An 18,021-nucleotide genomic window follows, 5' to 3' on the forward strand; every position below is an offset into this window, starting at 1 on the left:
GATGATAAAATTGTGAACAGCCAAGGGTCAGCAGAACAATGAATGATTTGCGAACCAGGTAATAAGACGTCCCTTCAGAGGGAAATAAGGTTTTGTCTTATACTGCTATGTAGTCCACAGGATATTACACATTTCCTGTAGATGTTCCTTTTAACAGGGCGCTTACGCTTTTCTTGTGAAGGTGAGGATTTGTAAACATGAAGCAACGTATTATTTCGGGAGTGATTGCAGCAGCCATTTTCCTGCCAATTGTGATCTATGGAAAGCTCCCATTTTTATTATTGGTTTTTTTACTTGCAACCATAGGTTTATTTGAATTATTCCGCATGAAGAAGCTTCCTGTCATTTCGGCTACGTCGGCAGTTGCCTTTTTGCTGCTATGGCTTATCCTGATTCCAGATGCTTATTCAGGGTTCCTGGATCGGCTTGACTATACAAAGATGCATATTTTATTATGGGGCATATTGCTGCTGCTGATGTATTCAGTTGTTTCCAAAAACCGGTTCACTTTTGATGATGCGGGTTTTGTAATAATTTCTGTATTGTATTGTGGAATGGGCTTTTATTATTTCTTTGAAACAAGGCAAGAAGGCTTGATTTATGTGTTTTTTGCGCTGTTTTCAATCTGGGCAACCGATTCAGGGGCCTATTTTATTGGGCGTTCAATCGGGAAAAGGAAGCTTTGGCCTGAGATAAGCCCGAACAAAACGGTAGAAGGTTTTCTTGGCGGGATCCTGTTTTCTTTAATCGTTGGTGTGATTTTCTTCCTGTTTACATCCATTGATATATCCGTTGCGAAAATATTTACCATGAGTGTTTTGATAGGGATCTTCGGCCAAATGGGAGACCTGGTTCAGTCAGCATACAAACGTCATTATGACGTTAAGGATTCCGGCAGCCTAATTCCAGGGCATGGCGGAATATTGGATAGGATGGATAGCATGATGTTCATATTGCCTATCCTGCATTTGCTTCATTTACTCTAAAAATAAGTACAAGCAGCTTTATAATTTTAAGTTTAACTTCTTGTTGGGAGTTGTTTTTTTGAAGAAGATCAGTCTGTTAGGAGCAACTGGTTCAATTGGGAGACAGACAATAGAAATTGTCCGGGAGCATCCTGATCAATTTAAGATAGTAGCTTTATCTGCCGGTAAGAATATAGGTTTATTAAGGGAGGTTATCCCTTTTGTACAGCCTGACTTAATATCTGTCCTGTCAAAAGAAGATTGTGACAGCCTTAAAGCGGAGTTCTCTCATCTGGGCATTTCCTTTATGTATGGTAGCGATGGGCTGGCAGAGGTAGCTGCATACAGCGATGCAGATGTTTTAGTAAATGCCGTTATTGGGAGTGTCGGACTTGAGCCTACTTTAAAAGCAATCAAGGCTGGCAAGGACATTGCTATTGCTAATAAAGAAACACTGGTTACGGCCGGGCATATCGTTACGAGTGAAGCCAGGAAGGCAGGCGTTAAGCTTCTTCCTGTTGACAGTGAGCATTCAGCCATTTTCCAGGCTCTTCAAGGAGAGCAGGAAAAAAACATTGAACGGCTAATAATAACCGCATCTGGAGGAAGTTTTCGCGACAGGACCCGAGCGGAATTGGAAAGCGTTACAGTAGAAGATGCCTTAAACCATCCAAATTGGTCAATGGGTGCAAAAATCACCATTGATTCTGCTTCAATGATGAATAAAGGGCTTGAAGTGATTGAGGCGCACTGGCTGTTTGGAATTGATTACGATAAAATTGATGTGCTGCTGCATCGGGAGAGCATTATTCATTCAATGGTTGAATTTCAGGATACCAGTGTAATAGCACAGCTAGGAACACCAGACATGCGGGTTCCCATTCAGTATGCACTTACTTATCCGGACAGAATTCCGTTACCATCAGCTAATCGATTGAATCTCGCAGAAATTGGCCGACTCCATTTTTCGAAAATGGACTTTGTTCGTTTTCCATGCTTAAAATATGCTTATGATGCTGGCCGGTCTGGCGGGACTATGACAACTGCCCTCAATGCGGCTAATGAGGAAGCTGTTGCAGCTTTTCTGTCCGGGAAAATTTCATTTCTTGAAATCGAATATTTGATCGCAAAAGCACTGGATTGGCATCAGGCTATTTTAGATCCAGGTTTAGAAGCAATTCTATTGACTGATAAGGAAACACGGAAATATATTCAAACTTTATTAAAGTAGAGGTGGTTAGCAGGTGCAATCTTTGGAAACGGTGATTTCCTTCATTGTTATTTTTGGGGCTTTGGTATTTTTTCATGAACTAGGGCACCTTGTCTTTGCCAAACGTGCCGGAATTCTCTGCCGCGAATTCGCAATCGGGTTTGGCCCTAAGGTTTTTACCTTTAAGAAAGGAGAAACCCTTTATACAATCCGTCTTCTTCCTCTTGGGGGATTTGTGAGAATGGCCGGCGAAGATCCGGAAACGGTTGAAATAAAACCTGGCCACAGAGTAGGGCTGCTGCTCGATCGGGAAGGCCGGGTCGAGAAAGTCATTGTTAATAACAAAGAAAAATACCCAAATGCTATTATTATTGATGTGGAGATTGCCGATCTGGAACATAAATTGATAATTCAAGGATACGAAGAGGGCGATGATAATTCGCTGCGTTCCTATAAGCTTCTGCCAGATGCGGCTATAGTGGAAGATGGGGTTCAAACACAGATTGCTCCATTTAACAGGCAGTTTGCTTCAAAAACTCTCCCACAGCGGACGATGGCCATTTTTGCCGGTCCGATGATGAACTTTATTTTGGCGATTGTAGTCTTTATTATAATCGGTTTGTTCCAGGGGGTTGTTGTTAATGAACCTAAGCTCGGAAAGCTGACAAGTGACGGGGCAGCTATTGCCTCAGGTTTAAAGGGCGGCGACACTATCCAGTCTATTAACGGGCAGGAAGTTAGTTCTTGGGCTGATATTCAGCAAACAATACAACAAAATCCCGGAAAAGAAATTGAATTTGTGGTCGAGCGAGAGGGGAAAACGCTTGAAGTTCCTGTTACACCTAAGGAAATAGAACGGGAAGGAGAGAAAATCGGCGTTATAGGTGTTTACCCGCCGGTTGAAAAATCTCCAGTAAAAGCTATTTCATATGGTTTTACAGAAACCTATTTCTGGACGAAGCAAATATTTGTTATGCTAGGCCAGCTTGTTACTGGACAGTTCTCTATTGATGCACTGTCAGGGCCTGTTGGAATATATGTTTCAACAGAGGAAGTTGCCAAGTCTGGCTTTTTCTACTTAATGAAATGGGCCGGAGTGCTTAGTATTAATCTTGGGATCATGAACCTATTGCCAATACCGGCTCTGGACGGCGGAAGGCTTATGTTCTTCCTGGTTGAAGCTGTCAGAGGAAAGCCAATTGACAGACAAAAAGAGGGTCTGGTCCATTTTATTGGATTCGCCCTGCTGATGCTGTTGATGCTTGTTGTCACATGGAATGATATTCAGCGGTTTTTCCTATAGAAGAAGAGAAGACCGGACTTGAGCCGATGAACGTCAAGTCCGGTTTCTTCTTGGCGGATAGGGAGATTAAAGCGATAATAAGAACAGCTGGAAGGCTATTCATGTTGAAGAGTCACCTTTTTTCGCCAAAAAGATTTTTTTTAAAGAAATATGGACTATTTTTATAAGAGGTGCTTATAGATGAAGCAAAGTATGACGTTAATTCCGACTTTAAGAGAGATACCGGCAGATGCTGAAGTAAAAAGTCATCAGCTGTTGCTAAGAGCTGGGTACATGAGGCAAAATTCAAGCGGAATATATAGCTATCTGCCACTGGGCAGGAAGGTATTGCAAAAAATTGAGGCAATCGTGCGTGAAGAGATGGATGCTGCCGGGGCTGTTGAGCTGTTAATGCCAGCTTTGCAGCAGGCAGAATTGTGGCAGGAATCTGGCAGGTGGTATACATACGGGCCGGAGCTTATGAGGATGAAGGACCGCCACCAGCGTGATTTCGCCCTTGGAGCAACCCATGAAGAGGTAATTACCAGTCTTGTGCGCGATGAGGTTAAATCATATAAGCGGCTGCCGCTGACTCTATATCAAATCCAGACGAAATTTCGTGATGAAAAGCGTCCCCGATTCGGACTGCTCCGCGGACGGGAATTTATTATGAAGGATGCTTATTCCTTTCACTCTAATCAGGAAAGTCTAGATGTGGTATACAATAAATTATTTACTGCCTATTCGAATGTGTTTAGCCGCTGTGGTCTTGATTTTAGGGCAGTTATCGCTGATTCAGGTGCCATGGGCGGAAAGGATACACATGAATTCATGGTCCTTTCTGAAATTGGAGAAGATACAATAGCTTATTCCGATACATCTGACTATGCGGCAAATATTGAAATGGCCCCGGTAACAGCCACTTATCAGAAAACTGATGAGCCCTATAGGGAACTGGAAAAAGTCCATACTGAAAACCAAAAGAGTATTGATGAAGTTTCTTCATATTTAAAGGTCAGCCCGGCAAGCTGTATAAAGTCCTTGCTTTTCCGTATCGATGAAAATCTGGTACTTGTTCTTGTGCGCGGTGATCATGAGGTCAATGATATAAAGCTGAAAAATATATTTAATGCAGGAACAGTTGAGCTGGCGACTGCAGAAGAAACGAAAAGAGCTATGAATTGTTCCATTGGTTCCCTTGGGCCAATTAAAACTGGCGAGAATATTGAAATAGTTGCAGACCATGCCATTGCTTCAGTAATTAACGGTGTATGTGGTGCAAACGAAGAGGACTTTCACTTTGTGAATGTAAATCCTGACCGGGATTTTCCGAACGTGAAGTATGAAGATCTTCGTTTTATTCAAGAGGGCGATCCGTCCCCAGATGGCGAGGGAATCATTAAATTTGCAAAAGGAATTGAAGTAGGGCATGTGTTTAAGCTGGGAACCAGATACAGCGAAGCGATGCAGGCTACTTTCCTGGATGAAAATGGGCGGAGCCAGCCGATGATCATGGGCTGCTATGGAATAGGCGTTTCCCGTACTCTAGCCGCTGTTGCTGAGCAATTCAATGATGAAAATGGATTGGTTTGGCCGGAAAATCTGGCACCGTTTCAGCTTCATGTAATACCTGTTAATATGAAGGACGAAGCTCAGTCCTCACTGGCAGCCGATATATATCAAAGCCTTAAGGCTAGTGGCTATGAAGTCTTATTTGATGACAGGCAGGAAAGGCCAGGAGTGAAATTTGCGGATTCCGATTTAATTGGAATTCCTGTAAGAATTACAGTTGGTAAAAGAGCTTCTGAAGGTATTGTTGAAATGAAGATACGTAAAACGGGTGAGGTGCTTGAGCTTCAAAAAGAAGAACTCGCTTCGGCTATTGAAAAAATCATTTCGCACTGTTAAGGGCTGCTAAAGAATACACATCTTTCCCTGCCGGATAATGCGGCAGGGATGTTTTATTTCATTCTAAAAGGAAGTAGTCTGCTTGGATTATTGGATATTTTTGCAGAATGCTTTTTAGGATAAACCCGCCGAGAACGGTATAGGGTGTGGTATAATTACCTCTGAAATTAAAAGAGATTGTCAGGTTAGGAGAGAGGGAATGGATTCAAATCCACAAAACGGAAGAGAGAGATTTCAACTCTTGCTCCAGCAGCTGAATTTAACGGAGGATGCCTTCGTTAAATTTTTTTCAGGTGCGGAAATTGAAAAGCTATCGATTGAAAGAGAATCAAAGAAATGGCATTTTGTATTTCGGCTGCAAGAGCTGATACCATGCAGTGTATATACCCGTCTGTCGATGCAGCTTATCAGTGCATTTGCGCATATAGCGTCAGTTTCGTTCAGGCTTAATGTAATAAATCCAGTTGTCACAGAGCAATTAATCAAAGAATATTGGAAGGGCTGTATCAGCGAGCTGGACGGTATTTCCCCTGCCCTTCTATCGCTTTTAAACGAGCAGGAGCCAAAAGTAAACGGATATAAACTAGTTGTCAAAGCCCGTAATGAAGCAGAAGCCGGGCAGCTGAAGCGCAAATATTCAGGAATCATTTCCAATATTTATGCCGGGTACGGGTTTCCTCCTTTAACTCTTGATGCTGAGGTTTCTTCTTCACCTGGAGAAGATTATCAGCAATTCCTCGAGGAAAAGAAAAAAGAAGATGAAGCAAAGGGGCTTGCTGCCCTTGTTGAAATGCAAAAGAAGGAAAGTGAAAAGGGCAAGGATGACGGCGAGTATGAAGGCCCTGTTAAGATCGGCTATACGATCAAGGATGATGCAGATTTCCGCAGGATTGAACAGATTATCGACGAGGAACGCCGAATTGCAATTGAAGGCTATGTTTTCCATGCAGAAACAAAAGAACTTCGCAGTGGACGCACTCTGTTAACCTTTAAGGTGACCGACTATACGAGTTCAATTATGGTTAAAATGTTCTCCCGTGATAAAGAGGATGCTGCTCTTCTTGACAGGGTGAAAAAGGGTATGTGGGTACGTGCCCAGGGCAGTATTCAAAATGATACGTTTGTCCGTGATTTAGTTATGATTGCCAATGATATTAATGAAATCAGTAAATCTGGCCGTCAGGACCTTGCGCCGGAAGGAGAAAAGCGAGTTGAGCTGCATCTCCATTCACCAATGAGCCAAATGGATGCGGTCAGTTCAGTCAGTTCACTTGTAGCCCAGGCAAAGAAGTGGGGCCATAAGGCAATAGCGATTACTGACCATGCTGGCGCACAGTCTTTTCCTGAAGCGTTTGGAGCTGGGAAAAAGAACGATATTAAAATCCTTTACGGTGTGGAGGTCAACCTTGTCAATGATGGCGTGCCGATTGCTTATAATGAGGCTCACAGACTGCTGGCCGAAGATACATACGTTGTCTTTGACGTAGAAACGACGGGATTGTCAGCTGTATATGATACGATCATTGAACTGGCCGCAGTCAAGATTAAAGACGGTGAAATTATAGACAAGTTTGAATCGTTTGCCAATCCGCATCATCCTCTATCAGCAACGACGATTGATTTGACCGGTATAACAGATGATTTAGTTCAAAACGCTCCGGAAGTAGGAGAAGTATTGCAGCGCTTTAAGGATTGGGCTGAAGATTCCACCTTGGTTGCACACAATGCCAGCTTTGATATGGGATTTTTGAATGTGGGCTATAAAAAAATCGGGCATGAAAAAGCTGCTAATCCAGTAATCGATACTCTCGAGTTAGGGCGGTTCCTTTATCCTGATTTAAAAAACCACCGTCTTAATACTTTGGCGAAAAGGTTCGATATAGAACTGACCCAGCATCACCGGGCGATTTATGATGCCGAAGCAACTGGCTATTTGCTGTTGAAGATGCTAAAAGACACCCTTGAAAAAGGTATCGAGTACCATGATCGGCTGAACGATAATATGGGCGGAGGAACAGCATATCAAAGATCACGCCCATCCCATTGCACATTGATTGCACAAAATGAAACAGGGCTTAAAAACTTGTTTAAGCTGATCTCGATTTCTCATCTTGAGTATTTCTACCGTGTGCCTAGGATTCCGCGTTCCGTGCTGCAAAAGCATCGTGAAGGGATTCTTGTCGGTTCAGGCTGTGACAAGGGTGAAGTGTTTGAGGGAATGATGCAAAAGCCTTTTGATGAGGTAATCCAAATCGCCGAATTTTATGATTATCTAGAGGTTCATCCTAAAGAGGTTTATCAACATTTGATTGAAATGGATTATGTAAGGGATGAAAAATCTCTTGAAGCCATCATTACAAATATAACCAAGCTTGGGGAAAAACTGGACAAGCCTGTCGTGGCAACAGGGAACGTTCATTATCTTGAACCTAATGATAAAATTTACAGAAAAATACTTGTTAACTCTCAGGGTGGGGCAAATCCGCTTAACCGGCACAAGCTGCCCGATGTCCATTTCCGGACAACAGACGAAATGCTGAAGGCTTTTTCCTTCCTTGGAGCTGAAAAAGCAAAAGAAATTGTCGTGGAAAATTCGAATAAAATCGCTGATTGGATAGAGCCAATTAAGCCGATTAAGGATGACCTTTACACTCCGAAAATTGAAGGCGCAGACGAGGAAATGCGGGAAATGAGCTATAAAATGGCCCGAAGCATTTATGGTGATGAACTCCCTGAAATAGTGGAAGCACGCCTTGAAAAGGAACTTAAAAGCATCATTGGCCACGGTTTTGCTGTAATCTATCTTATTTCCCATAAGCTTGTAAAAAAGTCACTGGATGACGGCTATCTGGTTGGTTCACGTGGATCTGTAGGTTCTTCATTTGTCGCAACGATGACGGAAATTACTGAAGTTAACCCTCTGCCGCCGCATTATGTGTGCCCGATTTGCAAAAAGTCTGAATTCTTTAATGACGGGTCGGTTGGTTCCGGCTTTGACTTACCTGATAAGGACTGTCCTGATTGCGGAATCAAATATAAAAAAGATGGCCATGATATTCCTTTCGAAACCTTTCTTGGATTTAAGGGAGATAAAGTTCCCGATATTGATTTGAACTTCTCGGGAGAATATCAGCCAAAGGCGCATAATTACACGAAAGTTCTCTTTGGTGAAGATTATGTTTATCGAGCAGGAACCATAGGTACAGTTGCAGAGAAAACGGCCTACGGCTATGTGAAAGGCTATGCTTCCGATAACAACCTGCATTTAAGAGGAGCCGAAGTTGACCGGCTTGTTTCCGGCTGTACAGGTGTTAAGCGGACCACCGGCCAGCATCCTGGGGGAATCATTGTAGTGCCGGATTATATGGACATTTACGACTTTTCACCAATCCAGTTTCCGGCGGATGATAAAACATCAGAATGGAAAACGACCCACTTTGACTTCCATTCCATCCATGATAATCTTTTAAAGCTCGATATTCTCGGGCACGACGATCCTACCGTTATCAGGATGCTGCAGGATTTAAGCGGAATAGATCCAAAAACGATCCCGACTGATGATCCTGAAGTAATGAAAATTTTCAGCGGAACGGAATCGCTTGGCGTTACAGAGGACCAAATTATGTGTAAAACAGGCACGCTTGGTATTCCTGAGTTTGGTACACGCTTCGTCCGTCAAATGTTAGAGGACACGAAACCAACAACATTTTCTGAGCTAGTGCAGATATCTGGACTTTCACACGGTACGGACGTATGGCTTGGAAACGCCCAGGAGCTAATCCATAACCGGATTTGTACTTTGAGCGAAGTTATCGGATGCCGTGACGATATTATGGTATATCTGATTTATCAGGGGCTCGAGCCTTCCCTGGCATTTAAAATTATGGAATCAGTCCGTAAAGGTAAAGGCCTTTCTGAAGAGTTCGAAGCTGAAATGCGCAAGAATGAAGTGCCTGAATGGTATATCGATTCCTGTAAAAAAATCAAATACATGTTCCCTAAAGCACACGCAGCCGCATATGTTTTAATGGCAGTTAGGATCGCCTATTTTAAAGTGCATTTGCCACTGCTATATTACGCAGCTTATTTCACAGTGCGGGCTGAAGACTTCGAGATCGAGGCAATGGTAAGAGGATCCCAGGCAATTCGGTCTAAAATTGAGGAAATTAATGCAAAAGGGCTTGAAGCTTCTACAAAAGAAAAAAATACCCTTACAGTTCTGGAGCTTGCTTTGGAAGCATGTGAGCGCGGATTTTCTTTTAAGAAAGTAGATCTATATAAATCAAGTGCCACAGAATTTATCATTGAAGGCAATTCATTAATTCCACCGTTCAATTCGATCCCCGGACTCGGGACAAACGCAGCCATGAACATCGTTCGTGCAAGGCAAGATGGTGAATTTCTCTCAAAAGAGGATCTCCAGCAGCGGGGTAAGGTTTCAAAAACAATCTTGGAATTCCTCGACAAGCATGGCTGTCTGGAAGCCCTTCCGGACCAAAATCAGTTATCGTTGTTTTAATATAGCGAAGCTTTAGTATTTAGATTAGGGAGTATCAGTCGAGATATTGAGATATACGTAATCAACATGAACACTTGTCTAGCTGCAGCACCCAGCCCCGACGCACAGGACAAGGAACGCTTCGGCAGCATTACACGCACGAAATAAAGCGGCAGCTTTGTGAGGATGTGCTGACGTCGACGTTTGGCACAGGATGTGCCAGAACTTAGTCGACGTTCCTTTCTGGGCGCTTCCGCTTTCTAGTTTGCATAATAATCTTGGTTATGGTATATTTTTATTGGAAATACTAAGATAAACCAAGGAAAAGAGTGGGGAAACCCACTCTTTCGTCTTTGTAATCAGCTTTTTTTATCATTCTATCCATCACTATAAATGAGTGAAGCAGGTATGGAGGGACCATATGAGCAAAAAGGTTACAGAAATTGTAGAAGAACTCGTCACACCGGTTCTGGATGAACTTGGACTTGAATTAGTTGAAGTTGAGTACGTAAAAGAAGGGAAAAACTGGTTCCTTCGCGTATTTATTGACAAGGACTCCGGCGTTGATATTGAAGAATGCGGCATAGTGAGTGAACGGCTCAGTGAAAAATTGGATGAACTCGACCCTATTCCTCAAAATTATTTCTTGGAGGTTTCATCTCCAGGAGCCGAAAGGCCGCTAAAGAAGGATAAGGATTTTCAAAAGGCAATTGGCAAAAATGTCTTTATTAAGACATATGAGCCAATTGACGGTGAAAAAGAATTTGAAGGTGTTTTATCCTCTTTTGATGGCAGTGAAGTAACCGTTGAAGTGAGAATCAAAACAAGAAAAAAAACGATTGTAATTCCTTATGAAAAGGTTGCTAAGGCAAGGCTGGCTGTGACTTTCTCTTAAAATTACAGCAATCAATGATCGTTGAAGGGGGATCTACCATGAGCAGTGAGTTATTGGATGCTCTGCTAATTTTGGAAAAGGAAAAGGGCATTTCAAGGGACGTCTTGATTGAGGCCATTGAAGCCGCTTTGATATCTGCTTATCGCCGGAATTTTAACCAGGCACAAAACGTCCGCATAGATTTAAATCTGGGAACAGGTTCTATGAGGGTTTTTGCACGTAAAGAAGTGGTAGAGGAAGTATTTGATACACGCCTTGAAATTTCTGAAGAAGAGGCAAAGCGTATTAATCCAAATTACCGAATTGAAGATGTGGTTGAAATGGAAGTAACGCCTAAGGATTTCGGACGGATTGCTGCCCAGACTGCCAAACAGGTTGTCACACAGCGTGTTCGCGAAGCAGAACGAGGAATTATTTATTCTGAATTCATCGATCGTGAAGAAGATATCATGACTGGTATAGTTCAGCGCCAGGATTCCAGGTTCATCTATGTGAGTCTGGGGAAAATTGAAGCGCTTTTGCCGATTAACGAGCAAATGCCAAACGAGCAATACAAACCGCATGACCGGATAAAGGTCTTTATTACAAAAGTAGAGAAAACTTCAAAAGGTCCACAAATCTTTGTTTCCAGAACTCATCCGGGACTATTGAAGCGATTGTTTGAAATAGAGGTTCCTGAAATATTTGACGGAACAGTTGAAATTAAGTCCGTTGCTCGTGAAGCCGGCGACCGTTCAAAGATTTCCGTTCATGCCGAAAACGAAGAAGTTGACCCGGTCGGCTCTTGCGTAGGTCCAAAAGGACAGCGAGTTCAAGCCATTGTAAATGAATTAAAGGGTGAAAAAATTGACATTGTAAAATGGTCTGAAGACCCAGTTGTTTTTGTTGCAAATGCTCTGAGCCCGTCAAAGGTAGTAGAAGTACTGGTTCATGAAGAGGAAAAGGCAACGACAGTAATTGTTCCTGACTATCAGCTGTCGCTGGCAATTGGAAAAAGAGGCCAAAATGCGCGGCTTGCAGCGAAATTGACAGGCTGGAAGATTGATATTAAGAGTGAAACAGAGGCGCGTAATGCAGGTATTTATCCTGTAGAAGAACAGGACTTCCTGTTGAGCAGGGAAAGCCTGGAGGATGACGAGTTTTCTGAAGATAACGAATAAATAGAGGTGACAGGTGTGAACAGCCGCAAGAAAATTCCAATGCGCAAGTGCGTCGCTACAGGTGAAATGAAGCCGAAGAAGGAATTGATCCGCATTGTCCGTTCTAAAGAAGGAGAAGTGTCCATCGATCCGTCCGGAAAAAAATCGGGGCGCGGGGCATACCTGTCATTGGACAGGGAGAGCATTCTTTTGGCAAAGAAAAAGAACACTTTGGCCAATCATTTAAGTGCGGAAATTGATCCCTCCCTCTACGAACAGCTGCTGGAAATGGTTGAAAAGGAGAATCATTCTACCAAATGAAACAGGAGCAATGGATTTCTCTATTAGGTTTGGCAAGTCGGGCGCGAAAGCTGATTTCTGGAGAGGAATTGGTGGTAAAAGAAGTAAGAAGCAAGAATGCAAAGCTGGTTCTGCTTTCGTTGGATGCTTCGAAAAATACAGAGAAGAAAATCTCCGATAAATGTGCATTTTACAATGTCCCATTAAAGAGAATAGAAAGCCGGACAGTTTTAGGGCAGGCAATCGGCAAAGATGCCCGGGTAACTGTTGCTGTTCTGGATGAGGGATTTGCACGTAAACTTCTGACGCTGCTCGATTAATTTTAACGGGGGTGAACGTATGACCAAAATACGTGTATATGAATATGCGAAAAAACATAATGTTTCAAGCAAGGACATTATCGTGAAACTAAAAGACATGAATATCGAGGTATCAAACCATATGGCAGCATTAGATGATTCAACAATACAAAAGCTTGACAGCACGTACAATGCAAAAGCAAAAGAAGAGAAAAAAACTTCTCCAAATAATAATCCACAGAACCAGCAAAGCTCAAAGCCTGCTGAAAACTCTGAACCTAAACCCGATAAATATGAGGACGAAGGCGACGATAACACAGTTAACACACAAAAGCTGAAGAAAAAAGCAGTTGCTAAGCCTGTCATAGGCAAAAAGACGGTTCAGGAAAACAGATCAAAAGAATCAAAGGTATTCAATAAAGGCAATAACAACAATAACAGAAATAGAAATAACAGAAACAAGCAAAGATCCAACCATCAGCACCAAGCACCTGTTCAAAGAAAAGTAAGAGAGCTTCCTAAGAAAATCACTTTCACAGAATCTTTAACAGTTGCTGAATTAGCCAAAAAGCTCTACAGAGAGCCCTCTGAAATTATCAAGAAGCTCTTTATGCTTGGAGTAGTAGCTACTATAAACCAGTCTCTTGATAAAGATGCAATTGAGTTAATTGCAAGTGAATACGGTGTTGAGGTTGAAGAGACAATCCCTGTCGATATTACCGACCTTGAATCACATGTAACAGATGATCAGGCTGCTGACCTAGTAGAGCGCCCTTCTGTCGTGACGATCATGGGACACGTTGACCACGGTAAAACTACATTGCTCGATTCCATCCGCAACACGAAAGTAACTGAAGGTGAAGCTGGCGGAATTACGCAGCATATTGGTGCTTACCAGGTAGAAGTCAGTGATAAGAAAATTACTTTCCTTGATACTCCTGGACATGCAGCATTTACTACAATGCGTGCCCGCGGTGCGAAAGTAACCGACATCACAATTATCGTAGTTGCTGCCGATGACGGAGTTATGCCGCAAACAGTAGAAGCGATTAACCATGCTAAAGCTGCTGAGGTACCAATCATTATCGCGGTAAATAAAATAGATAAACCAGCAGCTAACCCTGACCGAGTTATGCAGGAACTGACAGAACATGGCCTAGTTCCAGAAGCATGGGGCGGAGACACGATCTTTGTACCTATCTCAGCAAAAACAGGTGAAGGAATCGAAAGCTTGCTTGAAATGATCCTTCTCGTTGGTGAAGTGGAAGAGTATAAGGCAAATCCGAAATCCCGTGCAAACGGAACCGTGATTGAAGCCCAGCTTGATAAAGGCCGTGGCGCAGTAGCGACACTGCTTGTTCAAAATGGAACACTTCGCGTAGGTGATCCAATTGTAGTAGGAAACTCATTCGGCCGTGTTCGTGCAATGGTAAATGATCTTGGCCGCCGTGTTAAGGATGCCGGCCCTTCAACACCTGTAGAGATTACGGGTCTTAATGAAGTTCCGCAGGCAGGAGATCGCTTCGTTGTAGTGGAAGATGAGAAAACAGCCCGCCAGGTTGGTGAAGCAAGAGCACAGGTTACGCTTCAATCTCAGCGCAATGAAAAATCACGTGTTACGCTTGATACTTTGTTTGAACAGATGAAACAAGGGGAAATGAAAGAACTAAACATCATCCTAAAAGCGGATGTTCAAGGTTCTGCCGAAGCCCTTGCCGCATCACTTCGAAAAATTGAAGTAGAAGGCGCGAAGGTGAAAATCATCCATACTGGTGTGGGAGCTATCACAGAATCTGATATTATTCTGGCAACTGCATCCAATGCAATTGTCATAGGTTTTAATGTACGCCCGGATGTAAATGCTAAACGTGCAGCCGAATCTGAAAATGTAGACGTTCGTTTACACCGGATCATTTATAAAGTAATAGACGAGATTGAAGCTGCGATGAAGGGTATGCTTGATCCTGAATTTGAAGAAAAAATCATCGGCCAGGCTGAAGTCCGTACTACTTTCAAGGTTTCAAAAGTCGGTACAATTGCCGGTTCTTATGTAACGGATGGTAAGATTACCCGGGACAGCGGCGTAAGGCTTATCCGCCAGGGCGTTGTTATTTTTGAAGGACAGATTGATGCTTTGAAGCGCTTTAAGGATGATGTGAAAGAAGTTGCGACAAACTATGAATGCGGGATTACGATCAAAAACTTCAACGACGTAAAGGAAGGCGACATTATTGAAGCTTACGTTATGGAGGAAGTAGAACGCGCATGATTCTTTATGCCGAATGTGAGTGCATTATACATGAGGCTCAGTCTTTAAAGGAAAAGCGGGCCGTCCTGCAGCGTGTAATAACACGTTTGAAACAGCGGTATAATATCTCGGTTGCCGAGCTTGATTTTCAGGATGTGTGGCAAAGGACCAAAATTGGGATAGTTGCCATTACCTCCTCCAAGCTCGCGACGGAACGAGAAATCCAGAATGCATTGGAATATCTTGACTCGTTCCCGGAATTAGAACGCACTATTACAGATATAGAATGGCTTTAGTTAGCGGGGTGACTTTATGAGCGTTCGTTCAAATCGTGTCGGAGAACAAATGAAGAAAGAATTAAGTGAAATTATCGGACGGAAAATAAAAGATCCGCGGATTGGTTTTGTTACTGTAACAGATGTTGCGGTCACTGGGGACCTGCAGCAGGCTACCGTGTATATTTCCGTTTTAGGTGATGAGGAGCAAAAAGAGAATACACTTAAGGGCCTTGCCAAGGCAAAAGGTTTTATCCGTTCAGAAATCGGCCAGCGCATTAGACTGCGAAAAACGCCGGAAATTCTTTTTGAATTTGACGAATCAATCAATTATGGTAACCGGATTGAGACTCTTATTCATCAGATTCATTCGGAGGATAAGCCAAGCCAGGAAGATAAGGAATAGGCTAAAAGTGCGAATGAGCTGCTCAAAATGAGTAACTCACAATCTGTTAGCTGGTTTTTTTCCAAGTCGGCAGAATAGAAAAACCTTGCCACTCACTTTATTTGGCAAGGTTTTTTGCTTTATCCCTTTTTACAGGACGAAAGGAGGCAGCAGTATGGAAGGGATTCTTCCCCTGTTTAAACCTAAAGGCATGACATCCCATGATTGTGTCTTTAAGCTGCGTAAACTATTGAAAACTAAAAAAGTTGGACATACCGGGACACTCGATCCAGATGTAACAGGAGTTTTGCCGATTTGCATTGGACGGGCTACGAAAATTGCGGAATACATAACAGATGCCGGCAAGGAATATGAAGGTGAAGTAACTCTAGGATCGGCTACTGCGACCGAGGATGCCAGCGGAGAGATTGTTGCTGAAAAGAAGGTAGACTCACCGTTGTCGCGTAATATGATTCTTAATGTTCTAAAATCTCTTACTGGAGAGATTGAGCAAACTCCTCCAATGTTTTCAGCCGTAAAGGTCAATGGAAAAAAACTTTATGAATATGCAAGGGCTGGAATTGAGATAGAGCGCCCATCTAGAATTGTTTCAATATATGAACTAGAGCTCCTGGATGAACGGGAGAGGTTTGAAGGAGAGTCAATCTCTTTCAGGTTCCGGGTAAGCTGCAGCAAAGGGACATATATTAGGACACTTGCCGTAATGATCGGAGAAAAGCTAGGCTACCCGGCACATATGTCTGATCTGGTCCGTACGCGTTCGGCCTCATTTGCTCTTAAAGATTGCTTATCATTTGAACACATTGAAAGCAGTGCAGAGGCTGGTGAAGCAGGTAAACTGCTATACCCTTTAGAGTCCGGTTTGCTTCATTTGCCCAAATATTTGATTAGTGATACAGTAGCAGAGAAAGTAAAAAATGGTGCGGTTCTGCCGTTTCCTGCTGATTTTGAAGCTGAAAAAGATACACCGTTTGTCCTATTATCAGAAGGAATAGCGCTGGCCATTTATCAGCACCATCCATCTAAAAAGGGATTGATGAAACCAGTGAAAGTACTAAGAAACGAGTAACTAGATGTAAGTTCATTGGTGCTTTTTTAATACAGATTAAATGTTTAGCTCAGCGCCCGGCAACATTCTTTCATTATTGTTGTGTAAAGGACGCTTGCGCTTTTCTTTTACGAGGAGAATGGAATGTGGAAGTAATAAAAATAGAGCATCCTCATGATTTTACAGCTGATTCTTTTCCGCCGCTCTCTCTGGCGCTCGGCTTTTTTGACGGTGTTCACTTTGGCCATCAGAAGGTTATAGAAAGCGCCAAACAGGAAGCGGAGTTAAAGGGCCTAAAAACGGCTGTCATGACGTTTGACCCGCATCCGTCTGCAGTCCTTGCCAGGGATATTCAGCATGTGCATTACATCACCCCGATTAAGGACAAGGCAGCCATTTTAAAGCACTTAGGTGTTGAGTATCTGTTCATTGTCGAGTTTACTAAGGTATTTGCAGAGCTGCTGCCGCAGCAATTCGTGGATGAATATATTATTGCGCTGAATGTAAAGCATGTTGTAGCCGGTTTTGATTATACATATGGCCGGCTTGGCAAAGGAACAATGGAAACGATGCCGTTTCATTCCCGCTCAGCGTTTACTCAAACGGTTGTAGAAAAGCAGTCCGATGGAGAGGAGAAAATCAGTTCTACCCGCCTTAGATCGGTATTAAAGGAAGGAGGTATGGAGGAATTCAGCTCCTTGACCGGCCGTTTCTATACAACTTGCGGTGAAGTGATACATGGTGAGAAAAGGGGAAGCAAACTTGGTTTCCCGACAGCCAATCTTGGATTGGATCAAAATTATCTCTTACCTGCTACAGGTGTATATGCGGTTAGAATAAGGATTAAAGGCATTTGGCATCATGGTGTATGCAATGTTGGCTATAAGCCAACATTCCATGAAAAGCAGCCTGACCAGCCAACAGTCGAGGTACATGTTCTCGATTTTAACGGAAATATTTACGGCGAAACAGTAGAGGTTGAATGGCATAAGCGGTTACGCAGTGAACAGAAATTTAACGGGATTGAAGAGCTGGTAAGCCAAATACACGCTGACAAGAGACAAGCAGAGGAATACTTCAAGAAAAAAACTGATTAAACTTGCTTTTACAGGCAAAAAGTTGTAAGCTATTAGATGTTAGAAATTTAACCGTTGCTTGGCTAGTCGAGTCTCCGACGCTGGCTCGGTAACCGGTGATTTTTAAAAGAAACCTTAGGAGGTAATTGCAAATGGCAATCACACAAGAGCGTAAAAATGAATTAATCGCTGAGTACAGAACTCATGAAACTGACACTGGTTCACCAGAAGTACAGATCGCAGTTCTTACTGAAGAAATCAATAACTTGAACGACCACTTGCGCGTTCATAAGAAAGATCACCACTCACGTCGCGGTCTTCTTAAAATGGTAGGTAGACGCCGTAACCTTCTTACGTACCTTCGTAACAAGGATGTTACTCGTTACCGTAACCTGATCAACAGCTTGGGTCTACGTCGATAATCTTCAAGAAAGCGGGAAATTTCCCGCTTTTTTGCTGTTAACTGATGTTT

15 protein-coding genes are annotated in these 18,021 nt (G+C 42.8%); all 15 read left to right on the forward strand.

All coding sequences use genetic code 11. From position 1 onward, the window contains the following. The first annotated feature begins 197 nt into the window (after positions 1-197). Positions 198-986, forward strand: coding sequence for a phosphatidate cytidylyltransferase (locus CVD28_RS16660; RefSeq protein WP_101593903.1), 789 nt, complete (start codon positions 198-200; stop codon positions 984-986). 58 nt (positions 987-1,044) lie between these two features. Then, the gene (locus CVD28_RS16665) at positions 1,045-2,196 is read left to right on the forward strand and encodes a 1-deoxy-D-xylulose-5-phosphate reductoisomerase (protein ID WP_101593905.1); all 1,152 of its coding nucleotides are present in this window, start codon (positions 1,045-1,047) and stop codon (positions 2,194-2,196) included. 22 nt (positions 2,197-2,218) lie between these two features. Beyond that, positions 2,219-3,478, forward strand: a complete 1,260-nt coding sequence (gene rseP / locus CVD28_RS16670; protein WP_101594240.1) for an RIP metalloprotease RseP — start codon at positions 2,219-2,221, stop codon at positions 3,476-3,478. Positions 3,479-3,658: 180 nt separating this feature from the next. Further along, positions 3,659-5,365, forward strand: coding sequence for a proline--tRNA ligase (locus CVD28_RS16675; RefSeq protein ID WP_101593906.1), 1,707 nt, complete (start codon positions 3,659-3,661; stop codon positions 5,363-5,365). A gap of 199 nt (positions 5,366-5,564) precedes the next feature. After that, positions 5,565-9,884 carry a PolC-type DNA polymerase III gene (locus tag CVD28_RS16680; RefSeq protein ID WP_101593909.1) on the forward strand — a complete coding sequence of 1,440 codons (4,320 nt, stop codon included), beginning with the start codon at positions 5,565-5,567 and terminating at the stop codon, positions 9,882-9,884. Positions 9,885-10,284: 400 nt separating this feature from the next. Further along, the gene (rimP, locus tag CVD28_RS16685) at positions 10,285-10,758 is read left to right on the forward strand and encodes a ribosome maturation factor RimP (RefSeq protein WP_101593912.1); all 474 of its coding nucleotides are present in this window, start codon (positions 10,285-10,287) and stop codon (positions 10,756-10,758) included. A gap of 38 nt (positions 10,759-10,796) precedes the next feature. Continuing rightward, positions 10,797-11,918, forward strand: a complete 1,122-nt coding sequence (nusA, locus tag CVD28_RS16690; protein ID WP_101593914.1) for a transcription termination factor NusA — start codon at positions 10,797-10,799, stop codon at positions 11,916-11,918. Positions 11,919-11,933: 15 nt separating this feature from the next. Further along, the gene (rnpM, locus tag CVD28_RS16695) at positions 11,934-12,218 is read left to right on the forward strand and encodes an RNase P modulator RnpM (RefSeq protein ID WP_101593916.1); all 285 of its coding nucleotides are present in this window, start codon (positions 11,934-11,936) and stop codon (positions 12,216-12,218) included. Beyond that, positions 12,215-12,517 (forward strand): YlxQ family RNA-binding protein, encoded by a 303-nt coding sequence (locus CVD28_RS16700; RefSeq protein ID WP_101593918.1) that lies wholly within the window; start codon positions 12,215-12,217, stop codon positions 12,515-12,517. The genes rnpM and CVD28_RS16700 overlap by 4 nt, the downstream gene beginning before the upstream one ends. Before the next feature lie 19 nt (positions 12,518-12,536). Further along, positions 12,537-14,765 carry a translation initiation factor IF-2 gene (gene infB, locus CVD28_RS16705; RefSeq protein ID WP_101593920.1) on the forward strand — a complete coding sequence of 743 codons (2,229 nt, stop codon included), beginning with the start codon at positions 12,537-12,539 and terminating at the stop codon, positions 14,763-14,765. Then, on the forward strand, positions 14,762-15,040 hold the full coding sequence (locus CVD28_RS16710) for a DUF503 domain-containing protein (protein WP_101593922.1): 279 nt from the start codon (positions 14,762-14,764) through the stop codon (positions 15,038-15,040). Before infB ends, CVD28_RS16710 begins: the two co-directional genes overlap by 4 nt. Before the next feature lie 16 nt (positions 15,041-15,056). After that, positions 15,057-15,425: a 30S ribosome-binding factor RbfA gene (gene rbfA, locus CVD28_RS16715; protein WP_101593924.1), complete on the forward strand. Its 369-nt coding sequence runs from the start codon at positions 15,057-15,059 to the stop codon at positions 15,423-15,425. A gap of 154 nt (positions 15,426-15,579) precedes the next feature. Then, positions 15,580-16,494, forward strand: a complete 915-nt coding sequence (gene truB, locus CVD28_RS16720; RefSeq protein WP_101593926.1) for a tRNA pseudouridine(55) synthase TruB — start codon at positions 15,580-15,582, stop codon at positions 16,492-16,494. A 125-nt stretch (positions 16,495-16,619) separates the two neighbouring features. After that, positions 16,620-17,570, forward strand: coding sequence for a bifunctional riboflavin kinase/FAD synthetase (gene ribF, locus CVD28_RS16725; protein WP_101593928.1), 951 nt, complete (start codon positions 16,620-16,622; stop codon positions 17,568-17,570). A gap of 131 nt (positions 17,571-17,701) precedes the next feature. Then, positions 17,702-17,971 (forward strand): 30S ribosomal protein S15, encoded by a 270-nt coding sequence (rpsO, locus tag CVD28_RS16730; RefSeq protein ID WP_101593931.1) that lies wholly within the window; start codon positions 17,702-17,704, stop codon positions 17,969-17,971. The last annotated feature ends 50 nt before the right edge of the window (positions 17,972-18,021 follow it).

Origin of the sequence: Bacillus sp. M6-12 (assembly GCF_002860285.1) — a bacterium.
Lineage (GTDB): Bacteria > Bacillota > Bacilli > Bacillales > DSM-1321 > Peribacillus.

Coding starts and splice junctions, on each gene's coding strand:
- CVD28_RS16700 (WP_101593918.1), top strand. CDS start 12,215: ATGAAACAGGAGCAATGGATTTCTCTATTAGGTTTGGCAAGTCGGGCG.
- rpsO (WP_101593931.1), top strand. CDS start 17,702: ATGGCAATCACACAAGAGCGTAAAAATGAATTAATCGCTGAGTACAGA.
- truB (WP_101593926.1), top strand. CDS start 15,580: ATGGAAGGGATTCTTCCCCTGTTTAAACCTAAAGGCATGACATCCCAT.
- CVD28_RS16675 (WP_101593906.1), top strand. CDS start 3,659: ATGAAGCAAAGTATGACGTTAATTCCGACTTTAAGAGAGATACCGGCA.
- infB (WP_101593920.1), top strand. CDS start 12,537: ATGACCAAAATACGTGTATATGAATATGCGAAAAAACATAATGTTTCA.
- rbfA (WP_101593924.1), top strand. CDS start 15,057: ATGAGCGTTCGTTCAAATCGTGTCGGAGAACAAATGAAGAAAGAATTA.
- nusA (WP_101593914.1), top strand. CDS start 10,797: ATGAGCAGTGAGTTATTGGATGCTCTGCTAATTTTGGAAAAGGAAAAG.
- CVD28_RS16660 (WP_101593903.1), top strand. CDS start 198: ATGAAGCAACGTATTATTTCGGGAGTGATTGCAGCAGCCATTTTCCTG.
- rimP (WP_101593912.1), top strand. CDS start 10,285: ATGAGCAAAAAGGTTACAGAAATTGTAGAAGAACTCGTCACACCGGTT.
- CVD28_RS16710 (WP_101593922.1), top strand. CDS start 14,762: ATGATTCTTTATGCCGAATGTGAGTGCATTATACATGAGGCTCAGTCT.
- CVD28_RS16680 (WP_101593909.1), top strand. CDS start 5,565: ATGGATTCAAATCCACAAAACGGAAGAGAGAGATTTCAACTCTTGCTC.